Raw genomic sequence first — 15,939 nt, forward strand, 5'->3', positions numbered from 1 at the left:
GGCTCTCTGTTCTTGATTGTTCAGTCAATTAACGCTACATGGAGACGGCAACGCAACAAATTTCTTCTGCCGCAGGTGCAAATCATGCCGAAACTCGGGGCCGAGCCTATCCGAAAAGCAGCGCTGATCAATGCCGCGATCTTCGAGGTCGGCCGCGCCGGGTCGCTGGACGTGACCGTGGCGCAGATCGCCAAGCGGGCCGGCATGTCGCCCGCCCTGGCGCATCATTACTTCGGCTCCAAGGAGCAGATCTTTCTTGCGGCGATGCGTTACATCCTGCGCACCTACGGACAATCCGTGTCGGATGCCCTGCCGGGGCGGGGCGCGCGGGGCCGGCTGGACGCGATCATCGCGGCCAGCTTTGCCCCGCAGAACTTTCAGCGCGAGACGGTCAGCGCCTGGCTGAACTTCTATGCGCTGGCCCTGACCTCGCCCGAGGCCGCGCGCCTCCTGCGCGTCTATCACCGCCGGCTGCACTCGAACCTGATCGTGGCGCTGCGCGGGCTGACCGACCATCCCGCGCGCACCGCCGACACCCTGGGTGCGCTGATCGACGGCGTCTATCTGCGCGCGGTCCTGACCCCCGGTCCGACCGATGCCGATGCGGCGCTGAACACCATCATGTCCTATCTGAAGGAGGCCCTTGCATGAGCCTTTCCGCACAACCCCCCGCGTCCCTCTTCATCGGCGGCAAGCCGGTCGAGGGGCAGGGCGAGACGCTGGACGTCCGCTATGCCTTCGACGGCAGCACCATCGCCACGCTGCGCGAGGCCACGACCGATCAGGTGGCCCATGCCTGCGCCGTGGCCCGCGCCGCCCAGCCCGCATGGGCCGCCATGGCCCCGGTCGAACGCGGCCGCATCCTGTCGCGCGCCGCCGCCCTCATCCTGGAGCGCAACGAGGAGCTCGCGCGCCTTGAGACCCTGGACACCGGCAAGCCCATCCAGGAGACGCTGGTCGCGGACTGGCCCTCGGGGGCGGCGTCGCTGGAATATTTCGGCGGGCTGGCCGCGACCCTGACCGGGCAGATGATTCCGTTGGGCGCAGATTGGGCCTATACGCGGCGCGAGGCGCTTGGCGTCTGCGCGGGCATCGGGGCCTGGAACTATCCCAGCCAGATCGCCTGCTGGAAGGCCGCGCCCGCGCTGGTCATGGGCAACACCATGGTCTTCAAGCCGTCCGAGGAAACGCCGCTAGGGGCCTTGAAATTGGCGGAAATCTTCATCGAGGCGGGGATGCCGCCGGGCGTCTTCAACGTCGTGCAGGGCCGCGGCGCGGTGGGGGCCGCGCTGGTGACCGACCCGAACGTGGCCAAGGTCTCGCTGACCGGATCGGTGCCCACGGGCCGCCGCGTCTATGCCGCCGCCGCCGAGGGCATGCGCCATGTCACGATGGAGCTGGGCGGCAAGTCGCCCCTGATCGTCTTTGACGACGCGAACCTGGAGGATGCGGTCAGCGCCGCGATCCTTGCGAACTTCTACAGCTCGGGGCAGATCTGCTCGAACGGCACGCGCGTCTTCCTGCAGGAGGGCATCAAGGACGAATTCCTGGCCCGCCTGGCCGAGCGCGTGCAGGGCGTCCGCATGGGCGACCCGCTGGACCCCGACACGAACCACGGCCCGATCATCAACCCGGCCCAGGCCGCCAAGATCCGCGCCGCGATCCGCGCGGGCGTGGATGCTGGCGCGCGGCTGGTCTGCGGCGGCGAGGGGGAGGGGGCCTTCATCCCGCCCACCGTATTCGCGGACGCGACCGACGACATGACCATTGCGACCGACGAGATCTTCGGCCCGGTCATGACCGCGCTGAGCTTCGTCGACGAGGCCGAGGTGATCGGCCGTGCGAATGGCACGGGCTTCGGCCTGGCCGCGGGCGTCTTCACCCAGGACCTGACCCGTGCCCATCGCGTCATCGCGGCGCTGGAGGCCGGGACCTGCTGGATCAACACCTACAACCTGACGCCGGTCGAGATGCCCTTCGGCGGCGTCAAGCTGTCGGGTCTGGGCCGCGAGAATGCCGCCGCCGCGATCGAGCATTACAGCCAGCTGAAATCCGTCTATGTGGGCATGGGAGGCGTCGATGCACCCTACTGATCTGCCGAAAGCGGCCAAGCAGGCCGATTACGTCATCATCGGCGCGGGCAGCGCGGGCTGCGCGCTGGCTTACCGCCTGACCGAGGCCGGGCGCAGCGTCACGCTGATCGAATATGGCGGCAGCGATGTCGGCCCCTTCATCCAGATGCCGGGCGCGCTGTCCTATCCGATGAACATGAGCCGCTATGACTGGGGTTTCGCCAGCCAGCCCGAACCGCATCTGGGCGGGCGGACCTTGGCCACGCCGCGCGGCAAGGTGATCGGCGGGTCGTCCTCGATCAACGGCATGGTCTTCGTGCGGGGCAACCCGCTGGACTATCAGCACTGGGCCGACAGCGGCGCCGCGGGCTGGGACTATGCGGGCGTGCTGCCCTATTTCAAGCGGATGGAGACCTGGCACGGCGATCCGACCGGGGCGCAGACCTCGCCCTGGCGCGGGACCGACGGGCCGCTGCACATCACCCGCGGCAAGCGCAAGAACCCGCTGTTCAACACATTCATCAAGGCGGGCGAGGAGGCCGGCTGGCCGCGCACCGACGACTATAACGGCGAAAAGCAGGAGGGTTTCGGCCCGATGGAGGCGACCATCTGGAAGGGCCGCCGCTGGTCCGCCGCCAACGCCTATCTGCGCCCGGCGAAGAAGACCGGCCTGCTGACCGTGGTCCGGGGCCTGGCGCGCCGCGTGCTGTTCCGGGACCGTCGCGCCATCGGGGTCGAGCTGGAGCACAAGGGCCAGATCATGGCCGTGATGGCCGCGCGCGAGGTGATCGTCTCGGCCAGCTCGATCAACACACCGAAACTCCTGATGCTGTCGGGCATCGGCCCGCGCGAGCATCTGGCCCAGCACGGCATCACCGCCTTGGCCGACCGGCCGGGCGTGGGCGGCAACCTGCAGGATCACCTGGAGATCTACATGCAGTACAAGTCGCTGAAGCCGGTGACGCTCTACACCTACTACAACCTGCTGGGCAAAGGCCGGGTCGGGGTCGAATGGCTGCTGCAGAAGACGGGCCTCGGCGCGTCGAACCAGTTCGAAAGCTGCGGCTTCATCCGGTCCAGCGACGACAAGGACTATCCCGACATCCAGTATCACTTCCTGCCGCTGGCCGTGCGCTATGACGGCAAGTCGGCGGCCAAGGGGCACGGGTTCCAAGCCCATGTCGGGCCGATGCGGTCGAAGTCGCGCGGCACGATCCGGCTGGCCTCGGGCGATCCGAGCGTGGCCCCCGAGATCCGCTTCAACTACATGTCCCAGCCCGAGGATTGGGAGGAGTTCCGCGCCTGCGTCCGCCACACGCGCCGCATCTTCGATCAGCCGGTCTTCGCCGAATATCGCGGCGACGAGATCCAGCCGGGCGCGGACGTCCAGACCGACGATCAGATCGACGCCTTCGTCCGCGAGCATGCGGAATCGGCCTATCACCCCTGCGGCTCGGCCATGATGGGGGCGGCGGACGATCCGATGGCGGTCGTGGACCCGGAGCTGCGGGTGATCGGAGTCGAGGGCCTGCGCGTCGCGGACAGTTCGATCTTTCCGCGCATCACCAACGGCAACCTGAACGGCCCGTCGATCATGACCGGAGAGAAGGCCGCCGATCATATCTTGGGCCGTGCGATGCTGCGCGAGACCCTGTAATGCAAAAGGCCCGGATCGCTCCGGGCCTTTTTCCTACGCGTCGACCGCGGTGCGGCCCGGCTGATAGTTCAGCACCGGGGCCAGCCAGCGTTCGGCCTCCTCCAGGGACCAGCCCTTGCGGGTCGCATAATCGCGGGCCTGATCCTCCTCGATCTTGGCCACGCCGAAGTAATAGCTGTCGGGATGGCCGATATAGAGGCCCGAGACCGACGACCCCGGCCACATCGCCATGCTTTCCGTGAGCGTGACCCCCGTCGCGGCCTCGGCATCCAAGAGGCTGAACAGGGTCAGCTTCTCGGTATGGTCGGGCTGCGCCGGATAGCCGGGCGCGGGGCGGATGCCCGCATAGGGCTCGGCCACCAGCTCCTCGGGGCTGAACGCCTCGTCCGGGGCATAGCCCCAATGCTCGCGGCGGACGCGTTCATGCAGCATCTCGGCCATCGCCTCGGCAAAGCGGTCGGCCAGCGCCTTGACCATGATCGCGCCGTAATCATCGTTCGCGCGCTCGTAGCGGGCGGCGATCTCGGCCTCCTCGGGACCGGCGGTCACGACGAAGCCGCCGACATGATCGGGGATGCCTTCGGGGGCCACGAAATCGGACAGGGCCACGTTCGGGCGGTCGCCGCGCTTGGTCACCTGCTGGCGCAGCGTGTGCAGCGTGGCCAGGGGCGTCCGGCGCGTGCCGTCCGTCCACAGGCGGATGTCGTCGCCTATGGCATTGGCGGGCCAGAAGCCCAGCACGGCGCGGGGCCGGAACCACTGCCCTTCAATGATCCGGGCCAGCATCTCCTGCGCGTCCTGGAACAGCGCACGGGCGGCCTCGCCCTGCTTCTCATCCTCCAGGATGCGCGGATAGACGCCCTTCAGCTCCCAGGTCTGGAAGAACGGCGTCCAGTCGATGTATCGCGCGATCTCGGCCAGATCCCAGTCCTCGATCACGCGTGTTCCGGTGAAGCCGGGCGCCTTGGGCGCGTAACCCGACCAGTCGATCTTCAGCGCATTGGCCCGCGCCTTTGCCAGCGGCAGACGGGTCTTGGCGGCCTCGGAGCGTTCGTGACGCTCGGCCACGGTGGCGTATTCGGCGCGGATCTCCTCGGCATAGGCGGCCTTGCGCTCGGGCGACAGAAGCGCCGAGGCGACCCCCACCGCGCGGCTGGCATCGGTCACATAGACGGCCTGACCCTTGACGTAACGCGGCGCGATCTTGACCGCCGTGTGGATCTTGGAGGTGGTCGCGCCGCCGATCAGCAGGGGGATCGACATGCCCTCGCGCTCCATCTCCGAGGCCAGATGCACCATCTCGTCCAGGGACGGGGTGATCAGGCCCGAGAGGCCGATGATGTCCACCTTCTCGTCGCGCGCCACCTGCAGGATCTTTTGCGGCGGGACCATCACGCCCAGGTCGATCACCTCGAAATTGTTGCAGGCCAGCACGACACCCACGATGTTCTTGCCGATGTCATGGACATCGCCCTTCACCGTCGCCATCAGCACCTTGCCGGCGCTTTCGCGGCCCTCGCCGCCCGACAGGCGTTTCTCCTCCTCCATGTAGGGCAGGAGGACGGCCACGGCCTGCTTCATCACGCGGGCCGATTTCACCACCTGCGGCAGGAACATCTTGCCCGCACCGAACAGATCGCCCACCACGTTCATCCCCGCCATCAGCGGGCCTTCGATGACATGCAGCGGGCGTTCGGCGGCCTGGCGGGCCTCCTCGGTATCGGCGTCGATATATTCGGTAATGCCGTTGACCAGCGCATGCTCCAGCCGCTTCTCCAACGGCCATTCGCGCCAGGACAGGTCCTTCTCGCGCTTGGCGCCCTGGCCGTCGCCCCGGAACCGCTCGGCGATCTCCAGCAGGCGCTCGGTCGCGTCCGGACGGCGGTTCAGGACGACATCCTCGCAGGCCTCGCGCAGATCGGGGTCGATCTGGTCATAGACCGCCAGCTGGCCCGCATTGACGATGCCCATGTCCATCCCCGCCTTGATGGCGTGATAGAGGAACACGGCATGCATCGCCTCGCGCACCGGCTCGTTGCCGCGGAAGCTGAAGCTGAGGTTCGACACGCCGCCCGACACATGCGCATGGGGCAGGTTCTGCCTGATCCAGCGGGTCGCCTCGATGAAGTCGACGCCGTAATTGTTGTGCTCCTCGATGCCCGTGGCCACGGCGAAGATGTTGGGATCGAAGATGATGTCCTCGGGCGGGAAGCCCACCTCGTTCACCAGGATGTCGTAGGCCCGCTTGCAGATCTCGATCTTGCGGGCGGCGGTGTCGGCCTGGCCCTGCTCGTCGAAGGCCATGACCACGACGGCCGCGCCATAGGCCAGGCACAGCCGCGCCTGGTGGCGGAACGGCTCCTCGCCCTCCTTCATGCTGATCGAGTTGACGACCGGCTTGCCCTGCACGCATTGCAGGCCCGCCTCGATCACCTCCCATTTGGAGCTGTCGATCATGATCGGCACGCGGGCGATGTCGGGCTCGGCCGCCAGCAGGTTCAGGAACTCGACCATCGCGGCCTTCGAATCGATCAGGCCCTCATCCATGTTGATGTCGATGATCTGGGCGCCGTTCTCGACCTGATCGCGGGCGACCTCCAGGGCGGTCGCGTAATCGCGCTCCTTGATCAGCTTGCGGAAACGGGCCGAGCCGGTGACGTTGGTGCGTTCGCCCACGTTCACGAAGGGGATGTCCGGGGTCAGGACGAAGGGCTCAAGCCCCGAGAGGCGCAGATGACGATCAGGCATAGGCGGGCACCTTTCTGGGGGCGAAGGGGGCCACGGCTTCGGCGATGGCGCGGATATGGTCGGGGGTCGTGCCGCAGCAGCCGCCGACGACGTTCACCAGCCCCTCGCGCGCGAAATCGGCGACCTGGGGGGCGGTGTCATGGGGGCCTTCGTCATATTGCCCGAAGGCATTGGGCAGGCCCGCATTGGGATAGGCGCAGATCAGCGTGTCGGCCACCTGCGACAGCTCGGCCAGGTGCGGGCGCATCGCGGCCGCGCCTAGCGCGCAGTTCAGCCCGATGGTCCAGGGATTCGCATGGCGCACCGAATGCCAGAAGGCGGTCGGCGTCTGCCCCGACAGGGTGCGCCCCGAGGCATCGGTGATGGTCCCCGAGATCATCAGGGGCAGGCGTGCCCCATGTTCCTCCATCGCCTGGATGCAGGCGAAGATCGCGGCCTTGGCGTTCAGCGTGTCGAAGATCGTCTCGATCAGCAGGATGTCGGAGCCGCCCTGGATCAACCCGCGCGCCTGCTGCAGATAGGCTGTGCGCAGGTCCTCGAAGGTCACGGCGCGGTATCCGGGGTCGTTCACGTCCGGGCTCATGGAGGCGGTGCGGTTCGTCGGCCCGATCGCGCCCGCGACAAAGCGCGGCCGCCCGTCCTGGGCCGTGGCGCGGTCCAGCGCGCGGCGGACCACGCGGGCGCCCTCGACGTTCAGGTCGTGCACGGCCTCGCCCAGCCCGTAATCGGCCTGGGCGATGGTCGTGGCGGAAAAGGTGTTCGTCTCGACGATGTCGGCGCCCGCCATGGCATAGCGGTAATGGATCTCCTCGACCGCCTCGGGCTGGGTCAGCACCAGCAGGTCGTTGTTGCCCTGCTGCGGGTGGTCGGTGTGATGGCGGCAGACATGGCCGGACCCGCGGCCGGTATAGTCGTCCTCGCCCAGGGACAGGGCCTGGATCTGCGTGCCCATCGCGCCGTCCAGGATCAGGATGCGTTCGGATGCGGCCTTGTTCAGGGCCGCAAAGGCGGGAGAGAGGGGCAGGGGCATGGGACGGGCCTTTCGGTTGCAGCCCGTGATATAGGCGCTCGGGGCGCGGGCGGCAAATTCATAGTTCTGGACAAGATCATGAACGGCGCGCATGTCAAAGCGCAACGCCGCCTTCGTCCTTCAGGGTCTTCAGGACGATCTCGGACCGGACCTGTGCCACCTGCGGATGCGGCAGCAGGTGGCGGTGGACGAAATCGGCAAAGGCCTCCAGGTCGCGCCCGCGCACGTCCAGCACATAGTCCGCGTCCCCCGAGACCGAGAAGGCCCGCCGGATCATCGGCTGCGCGGCGACGAAGCGCGCGAACTCCTCCTCCCGGCCCTGGCCGTGGCCGCGCAGGTTGACGCGGATGATCGCGCGGAACCCGTGGCCCAGCCTCGCGGGCGACAGCCGCGCGGCATAGCCCTCGATCACGCCCTCGGCCTCCAGCGCCGCCCGCCGGCGCGAGATCTGGCTGGCCGACAGGCCCACCACCTCGGCCAGGGCTGCATTGGTCAGGGCGCCGTCGCGCTGCAATGCGGCCAGAATTGCGGTATCGAAGCGGTCCATGCGCGATCCATGCGTGATGCGCGCCGATGATGCACGCTTCGTGCGATCATTGCCGATCCGCGCCCCGCTTTGCAACCGCCATGCGCGGCCCGCCCGGCATGATGGCGCAAAGAGAAGGAGAGATGCACATGGGTCCGTTCCCGCATGATGCCCCCAAGGCCACGATCAGCGCCACCAACCCGGCCGGCACCGACGGGTTCGAATTCGTCGAATACGCCCATCCCGACCCGGCCGTGCTGGACCGCATCTTCCGGCAGATGGGCTTCGTGCCCGTGGCGCGGCATCGCGGCAAGGACATCACCCTCTATCGTCAGGGCGACATCACCTATGTGCTGAACGCGGAAGCGGACAGCCACGCGGCGGGCTTCGTGGCCGAACACGGCCCCTGCGCCCCCGCGATGGCCTGGCGCGTCGTGGACGCGCAGGTGGCGCTGCGCCGCGCGGTCGAGCTGGGCGCCACGGAATATACCGGGCCGGGCAAGTCGATCGAGGCGCCGGCGGTCCTGGGCATCGGCGGGTCGCTTCTGTATTTCATCGACCGCTACGGCGATGCGGGCAGCGCCTATGACGCGGATTACGAGTGGCTGGGCGAGGCCGATCCGAAGCCGGAGGGGTTCGGCTTCTTCTATCTGGATCACCTGACCCACAACGTGATCCGCGGCAATATGGACACGTGGTACAAGTTCTACCACGACACGTTCAACTTCCGCGAGATCAAGTATTTCGACATCAAGGGCAAGCAGACCGGACTGGTCAGCCGCGCCCTGACCTCGCCCTGCGGCAAGATCCGCATCCCGATCAACGAGAGCACCGACGAGCACAGCCAGATCGAGGAATATCTGCGCGAATATAAGGGCGAGGGAATCCAGCATATCGCCATCGCCTCCAATGACATCTATGCCGGCACCGACCGCATCGCCGAGGCGGGGATGGAGTTCATGCCCGGCCCCCCCGACACCTATTACGAGATGTCGCACCGCCGGGTGAAGGGCCATGAGGAGCCCATCGAGCGGATGAAGGCCCGCGGCATCCTGATCGACGGCGAGGGCGACGTGGGCGGCGGAGAGACCCGTATCCTGCTGCAGATCTTCTCCAAGACGGTGATCGGGCCGATCTTCTTCGAGTTCATCCAGCGCAAGGGCGATGACGGCTTCGGCGAGGGCAACTTCCGCGCCCTGTTCGAGTCGATCGAGGAGGACCAGATCCGGCGCGGCGTGCTGACCGCCACCCCGGCCCAGTAGGGAGGAGCGGCGCGGCGGCGGGGAGGCCGCCGCGCCGATCATCATGGCCTGGACCGACTACAGCAGCGCGCCCGTCCCCGGCACCCGCATCTGCGCGGCGGCCGCGATCACCGGCGTGCATTCCCTGACCGTCACGACCGAACGCGGGGCCTTCCCGCTGATCGTGCTGCGCGACGGCGACGCCGTGCGGGCCTTCGTCAACGCCTGCCCGCATCAGTATCTGCCGCTGGACTATCGCGGATCGACCCTGCTCTCGGCGGACGGCACGCGGCTTCTGTGCACCGCGCATGGCGCCAGCTTCGACAAGTCGACGGGGGCTGCACTGTCCGGGGCCGATTGCGGCCTGGACGCGGTGCCGGTCATGCAGCAGGGCGACCACATCGTGATCGCCCCTTGTTCTTCTTCATGAAAATATCCCGCGGGGGTCCGGGGGCGCGAAGCCCCCGGCTGCCCACGGTTCGGTTCAGAACCCGGCTTTGATCTTCTCAAATTCGGCCAGCTGACGCTGGCGCAGCTCGGGATCGTTGGGGGTCTGGGCCAGGACCGGCGCGTCGATCTCGGCCAGGCCCTCGGCCACGGCGGGCTCGTCCGCGATGGTCGCCATCGCCTCGGCCGAGGTGTGGCCATAGCCGATCGTGTCCAGCAGCGCCTTGGCCGCAGTCGGCTCCAGCCAGGCGTTGATGAAGTCATAGGCCTTGTCTTCGCTGCCCGGACCGTCCTTGACGTTCACATAGCCGCAGAAGAAGGTCGACGACCCTTCCGCCGGCTCGCGCTGAAAGCCCACCGGATAGTCGTCGGCCTGCAGATAGACCACGCCGTCGTTCCACGACCAGGCCACGTCCACCGCGCCCGACGCCATCAGCTGCGCCTGTTCGGACGGATCGGCCCAATAGGCCGCGACGTTGACATGCGCCTCGCGCAGCCAGGCGGCGGCGGCCTGGAACTGCTCGTCCGTGACCGCGGACCAGTCGGTGACGCCGGTGGCCAGATAGGCCAGCGCCCAGACATCGTCCGAGCTGTCGGGCAGCGAGGTGCGGCCCTGATATTTCGGGTTGGTGAAGACGCTCAGGCTGGCCACGTCCTCGGCCGGCACCGTCTCGGTGTTGTAGGCGATAGCGGTCGCGCCCCAATCGGTCGGGATGAACCAGACGCCTTGGTCGTCGCGGAAGACGTCGCTGTCCAGGAACCGCTCCTCGATCTGCTCGAAGTTCGGGATGCGCGAGGTGTCCCAAGGCTCGATCAGGCCGGCGTCGCGATACTTGCCGACCATCTGGCTGCAGGGGTGGATCACGTCCGCCTTGAACCCTGACGCGACCTTCTGGAACGCCTCGTCGTCATCGCCGTAGAAGGCATAGGTCGGGCTGTCGCCGTGCTTGTCCACGTAAGCCTGGAAGATGGTCGGCTCCTCGAAGCCTGCCCAGTCGAAGACGGTCAGTTCCGGGTCGGCGGCCCAGGCCGGCAGGGCGGCCGCGGCCAGGATGGTGGTTGTCAGCAAGCGCATGAAATCTGGCCTCTCTGTTGGTCGGTTTGGCCACGACGCTAAGGGCGTGGGGCGGGCCGCGCAAGGGCTTCGCGCGGCCGTGATCGCGCGCTGCCTAGCGCATCCGCAGCGCGCCGTCCAAACGGATCGTCTCGCCGTTCAGATAGTCGTTGCGGATGATGAAGGCGACCAGATCGGCGAACTCCTCGGGCGCGCCGAGGCGGCGCGGATAGGTCACCTCGGCCGCCAGGCTGTCCTGCACCTCGGCGGGCAGGCCCTTCAGCATGGGCGTGCCGAAAATGCCCGGCGCGACGCTGCAGACGCGGATGCCCTGTCCGGCCAGGTCGCGCGCCAGCGGCAGCGTCATCCCCGCGATGCCGGCCTTCGAGGCGGCATAGGCGGCCTGACCCTTCTGCCCGTCGAAGGCCGCGATGGAGGCGGTGTTCACGATGACGCCGTTGCGTTCGCGCCCGTTGCGCGCCATGTGCGCCGCTGCCAGCCGCAGTACGTTGAAGCTGCCGATCAGGTTGACCTCGATGGTGCGCCGGAAGCTGTCCAGCCGGTGCGGGCCGTCGCGGCCCAGGGTGCGCTCTCCGATGACCACGCCCGCGCAATTCACGCAGACGTCGATCCCGCCCATCACGGCCGCCGCGTGATCCAGCGCCGCCGCGACGCTGGCCTCGTCCGTGACATCGGCCTGGGCAAAGCCCGCGCCCATGCGCGCGGCCTCGGCCTCGCCCGCGGCCTCGCGGTCCAGAACGACCACCTGCGCGCCCGCGGCACGCAGATGGGCCGCGGTGGCCACCCCCAGGCCCGATGCGCCCCCGGTCACGACGACGCGGCATTCGGACAGTTCCATGCTTTTCCTCCCGGTTCATGTCTCCCGTGCGGGTTGTGGCATGCCGGGCGGGGCGCGCCAAGATCAGTCGCGCAGCAGATCCGGGCCGCCCGCGATTAGCGGATCGCGCGTGCCGATGGCCGCGTCGTCGCGGCCCGCACAGTCGACGGCCTGCAGGATCGTCTGGATGGCCGCGATCCGGGCGCGGCGCTTGTCGTCCGACCGGATCACGGTCCAGGGCGCGCGGTCGGTATGCGAGCGCGCCAGCGTGTCGCGGATCGCAACCGTATAGTCGTCCCATCGCGACAGGCCGTCCACGTCGATGGGCGACAGCTTCCACTGCTTCAGCACGTCGGCCTCGCGGTCTAGGAAGCGGCGCAGCTGTTCGGCGCGGCCGACATTCAGCCACAGCTTGACCAGGATGATGCCGTCATCGACCAGCATCTCCTCGAAGGCAGGAAGCTGGCGGAAGAAGGCCGCCCGCTGCGCGTCATCCGAAAAGCCGAAGACCCGCTCGACCACGCCGCGGTTGTACCAGCTGCGGTCGAACAGCGCGATCTCTCCCGCGGCGGGCAGCCAGTCGACATAGCGCTGGAAGTACCACTGCCCAGCCTCGCGCTCGGTCGGCTTCGGCAGCGCCACGATGCTGGCCGAGCGGGGGTTGAGGTTCTCGCGCACCCGCTCGATCGTGCCGCCCTTGCCGGCGGCGTCGCGCCCCTCGAACAGCACCACGACGCGCTTTCCGGTGGCGATGACGTCCTGCATCATGTGGACCAGCTCGACCTGCAGCGCGTCCATCTGGCGCTGATAGGCGTCCTTGGGCATCGCCTCGCGATAGGGGAAGTCGTCGTCCAGGATGTCCGCGCCGCCCCCCTCGCGGATCGCCTGACGCAGCCGGGGCGGGGCGCCCTTCTCCAGATAGGCGCGGATACGGCCGACCAGCGGCAGGGTCCGGGTGCGCTCTGCCATGGCCTCAGCCCTCTCCGATGCGCGACATGTCGTACCATGTCGTCTGATAGATCTCGTTGATCCAGTTACCGTAGAGCAGATGCGCATGGCTGCGCCAGCGGTTCGAGGGCGCGCGCGCCGGATCGTCGTCCGGATAGTAGTTGGCAGGCACCGCGATGGGCTTTCCGGCCGCCACGTCGCGGTCGTACTCCTCCTTGAGCGTGGTGCTGTCATATTCGAAATGGTTGAACACATAGAGCGCCCGATGCCCCGGATCGGCCAGCAGGCAGGGTCCGACCTCGGGGCTGGCCAGCAGCGTCGTCAGGCCGGGGCGGGCATCGACCTCGCCCTGGCGCACTTCGGTCCAGCGGCTGACTGGCACCAGCACGTCGTCCGAGAAGCCGCGCAGATAGGGCGAGGCCGGCGACAGGTTGCGGTGCCGGAAGCAGCCGAAGGCCTTGTCGGCCAGGATGTGCTTGGGCAGGCGGTGGAAGTGCCAGGCCATTGCCATGCCGCCCCAGCAGACGCCGAAGGTCGAATGGACATGGGTCTGCGTCCAGGCGAAGACCCGCTCCAGCTCCTCCCAATAGGTGACCTGATCGAAGGGCAGGTGCTCGATCGGGGCGCCGGTGATGATCAGCCCGTCGAACTTCTCGCCGCTGGCCTCGACCTCGCGGAAGGGGCGATAGAAGCTCTCCATGTGATCGGCGGCGGTGTTGCGGCTTTCGTGATCCGACATGCGGATCAGCTGAAAGTCGATCTGCAGCGGCGTCGCGCCGATCAGCCGGGCGAACTGGTTCTCGGTCTGGATCTTCTTGGGCATCAGGTTCAGCAGCCCGATGCGCAGCGGCCGGATGTCCTGGGTCGCGGCGCGGCCGGGCGACATGACCATGACGCCCTCCTCCGACAGGATGCGATAGGCGGGCAGGCTCTCATTCAGGGTGATCGGCATGTCAGGCCTCCTTGCGCGCGATGGCGGTCGCGATCAGGTCGGTGAAGTCGTCGGGGGTGCGGACCAGGGCCACCTCCTCGGCCAGGACGGTGACGCCGCGCCGCGCCATCGCGGCATAGCGCGGCTGGCGGTGGGCCAGCGCGCGGGCATAGGTCCAGCGAATGAAGTCGTCGGGATTGACCTGGGCGGGTTCAAGACCCTTCTCGACCCGATAGGCGATCCAGGCGCGCTCCAGGAACTGCGGCTGATAGTACATGGGCTTGGGCGCGCGGTCGAAGCGGCGCACCAGCTCGGCGGTATGCGCCTCGCTGCCCTTGATCCAGACCAGCAGCAGGTCGCGCGACAGGGCGGTCAGCACCGGATCCTCCGGGTCTTCCGGGTTCACGACCTCGCAGATCGAGCCGCCGCTGTCGCAGACGAAATGCGGCGTGCCATAGATGTCGCGGGCGCGGTCCATGAAATGGCGCGTGTCCAGCAGCGAGGCGATCTCGGCCCGGCGGTGCTGATCCTGCCGGTTGCAGTAGTCGTCGAAGGGCAGGCCCCCGCGCGACGGGCTGCCGGGCTTGCCCAGATAGGTCGAGAGCGGGGCGAGATTGTCGAAGGTGATGTTGCTGGCGATGTGGACGCTGTCCGACATCAGCAGTTCCCGCAGGAACGGCACCTTCATCGCCTCGCGCTTGAAGTTGTCGGCGATGTATTCGCCCATATAGCGGGTGCCGATGCGGTAATCGACGCTGTAGTGGAACCAGTCGCCCGTCTCGCGCAGCATCGAGGCCAGATAGGTCTTGCCCAGCCCGGACATGCCGAACAACACCACCCGCCGCGACGGCGTCGCGCGCCAGTCGTCCGCATTGCGATAGATCATTCGGCTTCCCCCGTGTCGCTCGCGACCCTAGCTAATGTCACAGGCGAGCCTTGGAAAGGGGCGGCGCTCCGGTCGCAGGCCCGGCGCCGGGTTGCGTCCCGCGAAGGGCCGGGGGGCCAGCCCCCCGGACCCCCCGATGTCGCGGCGCGCGTAGGCGCAGGCTCGGCAGACGCAGGGGGACCGGGGGGAGCGAACTCCCCCGGCCACCGCCCCCGGCAAGGTCCTTCGGTCACGGAGGGTGGGACCTGTCGGCGGCTGGCACGCGGTGGCGATCGCTGCATTCATCAATGCAGACGGCCCCGCGCGGGACGCGGGGCCGTCGGGTCGTGTGCGGAACGGGGTTCAGAAGCTGTAGCCGATCCGGACGCCGATCCCGAGGAGGTCGCTGTCCTCCATCTGGGCGCGGCCTGCGCCGCCCGTCTGCGGGCGGGCATCGCCCAGCTTGCTGTAGTTGATGCCGGTGGTGATCTTGATGTTGTCCATCGTATAGACCGCCGCCAGGGTCACGCCGATCCGGCCGTTGGTCGGGGCCAGCGGCGAGACGAGATCGTCATTCTCGGGCTCGTAGGTCAACGCGGCCGAGCCGGACCAGGTGTCGTTGAACTTGCGTCCCACGCCCAGGGTATAGGTGGTCGTATCCTCCAGCGAGACCAGACCCTCGCCGCTGGTGGCAGTGAAGACGGCCGGGTCCACCTTGAACTCGGACCAGTTCACCCACCGGATCGAGCCGAAGACCAGCGTTCCGGGCGCCACGCCCGACTGGGCCTCCAGCGTGACGGATTCGGGCGTGTCGACCGTGGTGGTCGAGCGTCCGATCACCGCGCCGTTCAGGCTCTCGACCGTGTCGAACTCGTGCTCGACCTTCGAGTTGTAAGTCAGCGAGACGCGGCCCGCGATGTCCGGGATCTCGTATGCCGCGCCGACGACGTAGCCCACGCCCACGTCGCGGTCCAGGTTGACGTTGTAGCCCGACAGGCCCGCATAGCCGAAGCCCTGCAGCGTTATCTCGGCATCCGCCTGAGAGCCGCGCAGGCCGCCGTGGAAGGACAGGTTGTTCGGCAGCTTATAGCGCATCAGCGCGGTGAAGGTCGTCGAATCGACCCGCGCCATGGTCCCGCCCAACAGCGACGAGCCGCCCTGACCGGTTGCCGGGTTGAACGCCTGATAGCTGACATCGGCGCCAAAGGGCTGTTCGATGATGATCGCGGCAGACAGCGCGTCGGAGAACTGGTGCTTGTAGCTCAGTCCGACGAAGCCGTAGCCGTTGGCGACATCGCCGGTAGCGCGAGGCCCGATGGGGAGAGCCGGTTCCAGACCGAAATCGGTTCCCTCGACCGTCGGATCCGCACCGCCGAAGCTCAGTTCGGCATAGTTGCCTTCCTCGAAGAGGATGTTCAGCGACTGGGGCGCGCGTTCGATGCCGCCGGCCAGGACCGGCGCGGCCCCCGCCAGAAGTGCCGCCATCCCGGTGATTGCAAGTTTCATGATTTCCCTCCCTCGGCCGGGCTGACCCGCCCTTCCTGCCACTACCCTAGCGCGACCGCGTTACCGATCAATTACC

Annotated in this window: 14 protein-coding genes; 5 read left to right on the forward strand and 9 right to left on the reverse strand. The window is 67.8% G+C overall.

Features of this window, described 5'->3' with window-relative positions; all coding sequences use genetic code 11:
* Positions 1–84 precede the first annotated feature (84 nt).
* The 3 genes from betI to betA are packed head-to-tail and all read left to right on the forward strand — an operon-like array spanning position 85 to position 3,729.
* Complete coding sequence (gene betI, locus AC2SGK_RS06775) at positions 85–651, forward strand: transcriptional regulator BetI (protein ID WP_488322823.1); 567 nt, start codon at positions 85–87, stop codon at positions 649–651.
* A complete protein-coding gene (gene betB / locus AC2SGK_RS06780; protein WP_488322824.1) occupies positions 648–2,093 on the forward strand; it encodes a betaine-aldehyde dehydrogenase in 1,446 nt (481 codons plus the stop codon). The genes betI and betB overlap by 4 nt, the downstream gene beginning before the upstream one ends.
* Positions 2,080–3,729: a choline dehydrogenase gene (gene betA / locus AC2SGK_RS06785; RefSeq protein ID WP_488322825.1), complete on the forward strand. Its 1,650-nt coding sequence runs from the start codon at positions 2,080–2,082 to the stop codon at positions 3,727–3,729. Before betB ends, betA begins: the two co-directional genes overlap by 14 nt.
* Before the next feature lie 33 nt (positions 3,730–3,762).
* On the opposite strand, the gene metH is transcribed toward betA, so the two are convergent.
* From metH to AC2SGK_RS06800, 3 genes are all read right to left on the reverse strand, one after another.
* A complete protein-coding gene (metH, locus tag AC2SGK_RS06790) occupies positions 3,763–6,477 on the reverse strand; it encodes a methionine synthase (RefSeq protein WP_488322826.1) in 2,715 nt (904 codons plus the stop codon).
* Positions 6,470–7,507 (reverse strand): homocysteine S-methyltransferase family protein, encoded by a 1,038-nt coding sequence (locus tag AC2SGK_RS06795; RefSeq protein ID WP_488322827.1) that lies wholly within the window; start codon positions 7,505–7,507, stop codon positions 6,470–6,472. The genes metH and AC2SGK_RS06795 overlap by 8 nt, the downstream gene beginning before the upstream one ends.
* A 94-nt stretch (positions 7,508–7,601) precedes the next feature.
* Positions 7,602–8,054, reverse strand: a complete 453-nt coding sequence (locus AC2SGK_RS06800; RefSeq protein ID WP_488322828.1) for an Lrp/AsnC family transcriptional regulator — start codon at positions 8,052–8,054, stop codon at positions 7,602–7,604.
* Positions 8,055–8,182: 128 nt separating this feature from the next.
* Here AC2SGK_RS06800 and hppD point away from each other — a divergent pair, with 128 nt between their 5' ends.
* Positions 8,183–9,295 (forward strand): 4-hydroxyphenylpyruvate dioxygenase, encoded by a 1,113-nt coding sequence (gene hppD, locus AC2SGK_RS06805; RefSeq protein WP_488322859.1) that lies wholly within the window; start codon positions 8,183–8,185, stop codon positions 9,293–9,295.
* Between the two features lie 43 nt (positions 9,296–9,338).
* Positions 9,339–9,704, forward strand: coding sequence for a Rieske (2Fe-2S) protein (locus AC2SGK_RS06810; RefSeq protein WP_488322829.1), 366 nt, complete (start codon positions 9,339–9,341; stop codon positions 9,702–9,704).
* A 54-nt stretch (positions 9,705–9,758) separates the two neighbouring features.
* On the opposite strand, the gene AC2SGK_RS06815 is transcribed toward AC2SGK_RS06810, so the two are convergent.
* The 6 genes from AC2SGK_RS06815 to AC2SGK_RS06840 all read right to left on the reverse strand — a co-directional run bounded on the left by AC2SGK_RS06815 (position 9,759) and on the right by AC2SGK_RS06840 (position 15,863).
* A complete protein-coding gene (locus tag AC2SGK_RS06815; RefSeq protein WP_488322830.1) occupies positions 9,759–10,796 on the reverse strand; it encodes an ABC transporter substrate-binding protein in 1,038 nt (345 codons plus the stop codon).
* A 94-nt stretch (positions 10,797–10,890) separates the two neighbouring features.
* On the reverse strand, positions 10,891–11,634 hold the full coding sequence (locus tag AC2SGK_RS06820) for an SDR family NAD(P)-dependent oxidoreductase (protein ID WP_488322831.1): 744 nt from the start codon (positions 11,632–11,634) through the stop codon (positions 10,891–10,893).
* Positions 11,635–11,697: 63 nt separating this feature from the next.
* Positions 11,698–12,582, reverse strand: a complete 885-nt coding sequence (gene ppk2 / locus AC2SGK_RS06825) for a polyphosphate kinase 2 (RefSeq protein ID WP_488322832.1) — start codon at positions 12,580–12,582, stop codon at positions 11,698–11,700.
* A gap of 4 nt (positions 12,583–12,586) precedes the next feature.
* On the reverse strand, positions 12,587–13,513 hold the full coding sequence (locus AC2SGK_RS06830) for a homoserine O-succinyltransferase (protein WP_488322833.1): 927 nt from the start codon (positions 13,511–13,513) through the stop codon (positions 12,587–12,589).
* 1 nt (position 13,514) lies between these two features.
* Positions 13,515–14,378: an ATPase gene (locus tag AC2SGK_RS06835; protein ID WP_488322834.1), complete on the reverse strand. Its 864-nt coding sequence runs from the start codon at positions 14,376–14,378 to the stop codon at positions 13,515–13,517.
* Between the two features lie 342 nt (positions 14,379–14,720).
* Positions 14,721–15,863 (reverse strand): OmpP1/FadL family transporter, encoded by a 1,143-nt coding sequence (locus AC2SGK_RS06840; RefSeq protein WP_488322835.1) that lies wholly within the window; start codon positions 15,861–15,863, stop codon positions 14,721–14,723.
* Positions 15,864–15,939 lie beyond the last annotated feature (76 nt).

This window comes from Paracoccus sp. NIOT.M2S5SZ12, assembly GCF_057748165.1.